We start from the raw sequence: 6,076 nt of genomic DNA on the forward strand, positions 1-6,076 counted from the left end.
TGCGGCCTGTCGGCGCGGCAGGATTTCGCCAAGGCAGTGATCGACGAATGGTATCTGTTCCCCGGCGACGTCGCGAGCGGGGTCAACAAGGCGAGCTATAGCGACGTGCAATCCTATATCGACGCGCTCGTCGCGCCGGCGCGCGCCGCGAACAAGGACCGTTTCTTCACCTACATCACCTCGATCGCCGAGGAGAATGCCTTTTTCTCGAGCGGCGCGAGCGCGGGTTTCGGGGTGCGGCTGACCTATAACAGCGGAACGCAGCGGGTGGTGATCGCCGAAGCCTATGAAGGCGCGCCCGCGCTCGCGGCGGGGATCGACCGCGGCACGCAGATCACCGCGATCGGGACGAGCGCGGCGAACCTGCGCAGCATCGCGACCATCGTCGCGGCCGAAGGCACCGGCGGCATCACCGACGCGCTGGGGCCGAGCACCGCCGGGACGACGCGCGTGCTGCGCATCCTCGACGCGAGCGGCGGCAACCAGCGCGACGTCACGGTGACCAAGGCCGATTTCGAAATCGACCCGATTTCGGATCGCTATGGCGCCAAGATCATCAGCGAGGGCGGGAAGAGCTATGGCTATCTGAACCTGCGCACCTTCATCAGCTCGGCGAACCCGCAGCTGCGCGCCGCCTTCGCCAATTTCCGCGCGCAGGGCGTGACCGACATCGTGATCGACTTCCGCTACAACGGCGGCGGCCTGGTCAGCACCGCCGAGTTGATGGGCGACCTGCTCGGCCGCAACCGGACGTCGAGCGAGCTGTTCTCGCGCACCGATTTCCGCGCGTCGAAAGCGGCCGAGAACGACCGGCATTTCTTCACCAGCCAGCCCGAATCGATCGCCCCGACGCGCATCGCCTTCATCGGCACCGGGTCGACGGCGTCGGCGAGCGAACTCGTGATCAACGGCATGCTGCCCTATCTCGGCACCAATATGACGCTCGTCGGCAGCAACACCTTCGGCAAGCCGGTCGGCCAGATCGCGCTCGACAAGACCGAATGCGACGACCGCATGCGCGTGATCGCCTTTGCGACGGGCAATGCGTCGGGGGCGAGCGATTATTATAGCGGGCTGGCGCCCAAGATCAGCAACAGCTGCGCGGCCGCAGACAATCTGTCGTTGCCGCTCGGCGACCCCAATGAAAGCTCGCTGCGCTCGGCGATCGATTTCCTCGCGGGACGCAGCTGCGGCGCGCGGATCACCAGCGCCGACACGCGCACGGCATCGGCCGGGCGGATCGCCCCCGGCCTCGCGCCGGCGCCGGAGATGCTGGACCATGCGGCGCCGAGCGCGGCGCAGCGCGAACTGCCCGGCCTGTTCTGACGCGCGGCCGAGCGGGCCGGCAGCGACCGGCCCGATTCGCAGCGGCCATCTTGCGATGGTCGCCAAGTCTGCGATTTCGTGGAAAAACTGGAGCGGGCGAAGGGATTCGAACCCTCGACCCCAACCTTGGCAAGGTTGTGCTCTACCCCTGAGCTACGCCCGCTCTGGCGGCTGGAAACGGGTGGCTCCCAGCGGGTGAGGCGGGCGATTAGCACCGGCTTTCGGAGTCGGCAAGCCTTGTTTGAGATTTTCTGCATGGGGTTGGCATATCGGGCGCAAATCCCACATAAGCGGGACGAGAGTCCTTTTCGGCCGACGCCGGAAACGGCCGGCGCCGAACGCAACATCAACAGGAGCATCCCACCCGTGGCCACCCTCGGTCTGAATCCGCAAGAGAAGGAAGCCGTCGAAGCGTTTCGCCGCGATGTCGTCGAGCCGTCGATGACGAACCTCGTCATCCTCGATTTCTGGGCCGAATGGTGCGGGCCGTGCAAGCAGCTGACCCCGATCCTGGAGAAGGTCGCCGCCGATTATGCCGACAAGGGCGTGATCCTGGAGAAGATCGACGTCGATGCGAATCGCTTCATCGCCGGCCAGTTCCAGGTCCAGTCGATCCCGACCGTCTATGCGATCTTCCAGGGCCAGCCGGTCGCCAACCTGACCAATGCGCGGACCGAGAGCCAGCTGAAGGCGATGCTCGACCAGTTGCTCGCGCAATTGCCGATCGAAAGCGCCGCGAGCGCGCGGGCGGTCGAAATCGCGCCGCTGATCGAGATGGGCGAGGCGGTGCTCGCCGAGGGCGACGGGGAACGCGCCGCGAGCATCTTTGGCCAGATCCTCGACATGGCGCCCGACAATGCCGCGGCGCACGCGGGGCTGATTCGCGCGCTGGTGCTCGCGGGCGACCTTGAAAGCGCGCAGGGGCTGATCGACATGTTGCCCGCCGAGATCGCCGACGACCCGGCGATCGCGCAGGCGAAGAGCGCCTATGCGCTTGCCGCCGATGCCCCCGATGCGGGCGAACTGGCGGCGCTCGAAGCCGCGGTGGCCGCCGACCCGGCAGATCATCAGGCGCGTTTCGACCTCGCCGCGGCGCAGATCGGCGCCGGCAAGCGCGATGCCGCCGCCGATAATCTGCTCCATATCGTCGCCGCCGACCGCACATGGCAGGACGATGCAGCGCGCGCGAAATTGCTGTCGCTGTTCGAGGCCGTCGGGCTGGAAGACCCGTGGGTCGCGGCGCAGCGCCGCCGCCTGTCGCTGATCCTGTTCGGCTGATGTCGGCGGCCGCGCCCCTGACGATCCAGCGAATTGCGATCTTCCCGCTGCCCGGCGCGGTGCTGTTTCCCGGACTGCACCTGCCGCTGCATATTTTCGAGCCGCGATATCGCGCGATGGTGCAGGACGTGCTGGTCCGCGACCGGCGGATCGGGATGATCCAGCCGCGCGTCCTGCCCGGCGAAGAGGATCGCGAGCCGCCCGCGCTCTACGACGTCGGTTGCGTCGGCAAGATCACCGACGTCGAGGCGCTCGACGACGGGCGGTTCAACCTGGTGCTCGAAGGCGTGGCGCGGTTCCGCGTGCGCCGCGAACTCGACGTCACGACACCGTTCCGGCAGGTCGAGGCGATGATCGAACCCGAGGTCGACGACAAGGCGGTCCTCGCGGCGGTCGAGCGCGCCAGCCTCGAGCGCGAGGCCAAGCGTTTCGCCGAGCGGCAGGGTTATGTCGTCGACTGGAATGCGGTCGGCCAGCTCGACGATGCGACGCTGGTCAACGGCATCGCGCAGGTCGCGCCATTCGACGCGGCGGCGAAGCAGGCGCTGCTCGAAACATCGTCGATCGACGAACGCGCCGAACTGGTGGTGCAGCTGATGCATTTCTTCGGCCGCTTCGACAGCGACGACGGGCGCTCGACGCTCCAGTAAAGATCAAGCCATGTGGCGCGCGATGTCGGCGAAGGCGCGGCGCACGACGTGACGCTCGGCTTCGCTCAGCCGGCCAGGCGCCTCGGTCGCGGTAAGCTGGCGGCGGACAAGCGCCGTTTCGGCAGCGAGCCGCGCCGAGCCGCGCCGGATCGTGCCGCCGCGGCGGCGCGCCCAATCCTCGGTCATGCGATCGGCACAGCGTTCGGCGAACAGGTCGGCGGCGCCGCTCTCGGTCGCCGCCTCGGCGGCGGGATCGGCGAGGCTGTCGCCGATTTCCCCCGCGTCGAGCGAAAGGGTTTCGGCAACGAAGCGATGCGCGATGCGGCGCTGGTCGCCGTAGAGGCGATGGCGCAGTGCCTGGAGTTCGGCGCGGAGTTGCCAGTTCACATGGGTGGTGAAGCGAGCGCGGCGCGGGTCATAGCTGGCCGCCGCGCGGTGTAGCGCGATCGCGCAGGCCTGTTCGGCATCGTCGGCGACGGAAGAAAGGCCGTAGCGGCGGATGAAATAGCGGATGCGCGGGGCCGCCAGCGCCGCGAGCCGCGCAAAGCCATGGTCGACCGCGGCGCGGCGACGCGCGCAAGGCGCGGCCTCGTGCGCGGTGCGCGCGGCGATGAGGTCGATCACCGCGATTTCGAGTGCGTCCGATTTTTCCGACATGGCCCGGTCCCTCCCGCGCGGCGACGATGCCGCATGCCCGGGACTAGGCGATCATGGTTAGCGGGTGCGTGCCGCGACCCTAAGCGATAATACCTAGACCTCGGCGCCCGCGAGCAGGCGCGGCAGGTCGCCGGCCTCGCCGCGCGCCTCGTCCATGAAGAAGCGCTTGAGGAGCGGCAGCCGCTGCACCGCGCCGAGCCCGGCGCGGCGGACCGCCGAGGCGGTCCTGCCCGGAATGCCGAAGAGGCGGGTGAGGCCGTCGGTCGCGAGGCTGACCATCAGGCTGTCGAGCCCGCGCCAGCGCTGATAGCGCGCGAGCAGCGCCGCGTCGCCGAGGTCGAGGCCGAGCCGGGCGCCCTCGACGAGCACTTCGGTGAGTGCCGCGACATCGCGCAGGCCGAGGTTGAGCCCCTGCCCGGCGATCGGGTGGATGCCGTGCGCGGCGTCGCCGACGAGCACGAGCCGGTCGGCGACGATCGAGGCGCTGTGGTGGAAGCCGAGCGGATAGGTCATGCGCGGCGCGACCAGTTCCATCGTGCCGAGCAGCCCGCCGGCGCGCTTTTCGAGTTCGGCGACGAAGCCGCGTGGGCCGAGCTTGGCGAAGCCCGGCCCGTCCTTCTCGGCAACGGTCCAGACGAAGGCCGAGCGGTGGCGGCCCTGTTCGTCGTCGACGAGCGGGAGCAGAGCGAAGGGCCCCGAGGGGAAGAATATCTCGTGCGCGACGCGATCGTGCGGCTTGCTGTGCGCGACCGCGCCGATCATCGCATGATGGTGGTACGACCAGCCCGCAATGCTGAAGCCGGCGTCGTCGCGCGTGGGCGAGCGGCGCCCTTCGGCGACGATCAGCAGCGGCGCGGCGAGTTGCGTCCCGTCGGCGAGCGTCAGGATGACGCCATGCGGCCCGATGTCGCGGGCGGCGACCTGCGCCGGCATGATGAGCTTTGCGAGCGGCGCCCCAGCCAGCGCGTCGCGCAGCGCGATGCGGAGTTGGCGATTCTCGATCATCGTGCCGAGCGCGGGGTCGCCGTCGCCGGTTTCGAAATCGAGTTCGCCCGACTGGCCGCCGTCGCTGACCTTGATCGCGCGGATCGGGCAGCCATGGCCGGCGAGGCGATCGGCGAGGCCGAGCACTTCGAACATCTGCCAGGTCGCGCTGGCGATTGCCGAGGCGCGGCCGTCGAAGCCGGGGGCGATCGTCGCGAGCGGATCGGCGGGATCGACGACGATGCTGGAGAGGCCGTGGTGCGCGAGCGCGAGGGCGAGCGTCTGGCCGACGAGGCCGCCGCCGGAAATGAGGACGTCGCTGCGCTGGATATCGGTCATGGCCCTCGCACTATACGGCTATACGGTTCTTGAAAAGCGGGCGCGCGGCCTGAACCGACCGCCGGATAATTTGTTCGCACAAAGCCACGAAGCCACAAAGTGGCTTCCGGACCGGCCGACATCGATGGACCCAATGTGGCGGCGACCGTGACGACCTTCGGGGAGCGCCGCTTTGCGGCGCGGCATATCTTCGTGGTTTCGTGGCTTTGTGCGAGTCTTTCCATAACCCACAGGCGCGTCCTGCCGCGTGCTTGACGGCGAGTCCGGCGCGTGCGCATATCGCCGCGTTAACCAGAGGGGACCGTTTTCAGCATGGCCAGCCGCAAGCCCATCGCCGCAAAGGCCGATTGGCGCACCGTTTTCCGGGCGAGTATCGCGCGATCGCTGGTGATCGGCGCGGCGCTGGCGCTGGGTGCCTTCACGCTGTTCCTGACGCTGGCCCTGATCACCCACGACGGCACCGACGCGGCGATCCATACCGCCGCCGGCGGCAATCCGTCGAACTGGATGGGCGGCGCCGGCGCGTGGTTCGCCGACCTGTTGCTGTTCGTCGGCGGCGTCGCGATCAGCCTGTTCCTGCCGTTGCTCGGCGTGATCGCCTGGCGGCTTTGGACGGGCGAGCCGCAGCCCTATTGGAAGCGCCAGCTCACCTTCGTCTTCGTCGCGGTACTGCTCGTCGGGCTTGGCGCGCAACTGTGGTCGCCCGACAGCAATGCCCAGTTGCCCGCGGGGTGGGGCGGCATCATCGCGCTGATCGTCGGCGGCGCGATCGACCCGCTGTTCGACCGCATCGCCGAACCCGGCGCGGCGATCGTCCGCTTTGCGGCAATCCTGCTGCTGAT

At 68.7% G+C, this 6,076-nt stretch carries 6 protein-coding genes and 1 tRNA gene; 4 read left to right on the plus strand and 3 right to left on the minus strand.

What is annotated here, in order from left to right; all coding sequences use genetic code 11:
- Positions 1 to 1,326 (plus strand): S41 family peptidase (locus tag B1A78_RS19770; RefSeq protein WP_144037919.1); only part of this gene is annotated, 1,326 nt, incomplete at its 5' end.
- 88 nt (positions 1,327 to 1,414) lie between these two features.
- Here the strand turns inward: B1A78_RS19770 and B1A78_RS19775 are convergent.
- Positions 1,415 to 1,489: transfer RNA gene (locus B1A78_RS19775), tRNA-Gly, on the minus strand.
- Positions 1,490 to 1,692: 203 nt separating this feature from the next.
- On the opposite strand from B1A78_RS19775, the gene B1A78_RS19780 reads away from it, so the two are divergent.
- The gene (locus B1A78_RS19780; RefSeq protein ID WP_077148596.1) at positions 1,693 to 2,604 is read left to right on the plus strand and encodes a tetratricopeptide repeat protein; all 912 of its coding nucleotides are present in this window, start codon (positions 1,693 to 1,695) and stop codon (positions 2,602 to 2,604) included.
- Positions 2,604 to 3,254, plus strand: coding sequence for an LON peptidase substrate-binding domain-containing protein (locus tag B1A78_RS19785; protein WP_077148597.1), 651 nt, complete (start codon positions 2,604 to 2,606; stop codon positions 3,252 to 3,254). The genes B1A78_RS19780 and B1A78_RS19785 overlap by 1 nt, the downstream gene beginning before the upstream one ends.
- Positions 3,255 to 3,257: 3 nt before the next feature.
- On the opposite strand, the gene B1A78_RS19790 is transcribed toward B1A78_RS19785, so the two are convergent.
- Together B1A78_RS19790 and B1A78_RS19795 are read right to left on the minus strand one after the other, a co-directional pair.
- Positions 3,258 to 3,911 carry an RNA polymerase subunit sigma-70 gene (locus B1A78_RS19790; RefSeq protein ID WP_077148598.1) on the minus strand — a complete coding sequence of 218 codons (654 nt, stop codon included), beginning with the start codon at positions 3,909 to 3,911 and terminating at the stop codon, positions 3,258 to 3,260.
- Positions 3,912 to 4,004: 93 nt separating this feature from the next.
- A complete protein-coding gene (locus B1A78_RS19795; RefSeq protein ID WP_077148599.1) occupies positions 4,005 to 5,234 on the minus strand; it encodes an FAD-dependent monooxygenase in 1,230 nt (409 codons plus the stop codon).
- 312 nt (positions 5,235 to 5,546) lie between these two features.
- Here B1A78_RS19795 and B1A78_RS19800 point away from each other — a divergent pair.
- The coding region (locus B1A78_RS19800) for a DNA translocase FtsK 4TM domain-containing protein (RefSeq protein ID WP_179102109.1) at positions 5,547 to 6,076 on the plus strand (530 nt) is incomplete at its 3' end.

This window comes from Sphingopyxis sp. KK2 (assembly GCF_001990265.1).
Classification (GTDB): domain Bacteria; phylum Pseudomonadota; class Alphaproteobacteria; order Sphingomonadales; family Sphingomonadaceae; genus Sphingopyxis.